Raw genomic sequence first — 217 nt, 5'->3', positions numbered from 1 at the left:
GAGTATGCTGGCAAAATAGCACTATATGTAAATCCGAAGTATACATCGCAGAAATGTTCCATATGCGGATATACAGATAAGAATAACAGACATGGTTCAGTGTTCAGATGCAATAACTGTGGCTTCGAACTACATGCGGATCTGAATGCCTCAAGGAACATCGAAGTACTCGATACATCTGAGTACTTCAGGCTGCTGTCAGCCAGCCGATCGCTGC

1 protein-coding gene is annotated in these 217 nt (G+C 43.8%); it reads left to right on the top strand.

Going from position 1 to position 217, the window contains the following annotated elements:
• Nucleotides 1-15 precede the first annotated feature (15 nt).
• Nucleotides 16-217, top strand: a 202-nt coding sequence (locus tag Q0C15_RS04050) for a zinc ribbon domain-containing protein (RefSeq protein WP_297216731.1), incomplete at its 3' end; no start/stop codon positions are given.

Source organism: Thermoplasma sp. (genome assembly GCF_023256435.1).
GTDB lineage: Archaea > Thermoplasmatota > Thermoplasmata > Thermoplasmatales > Thermoplasmataceae > Thermoplasma.
Note: the sequence above shows the minus strand (reverse complement) of the source record. Positions and strands in the feature narration are given on the sequence as shown.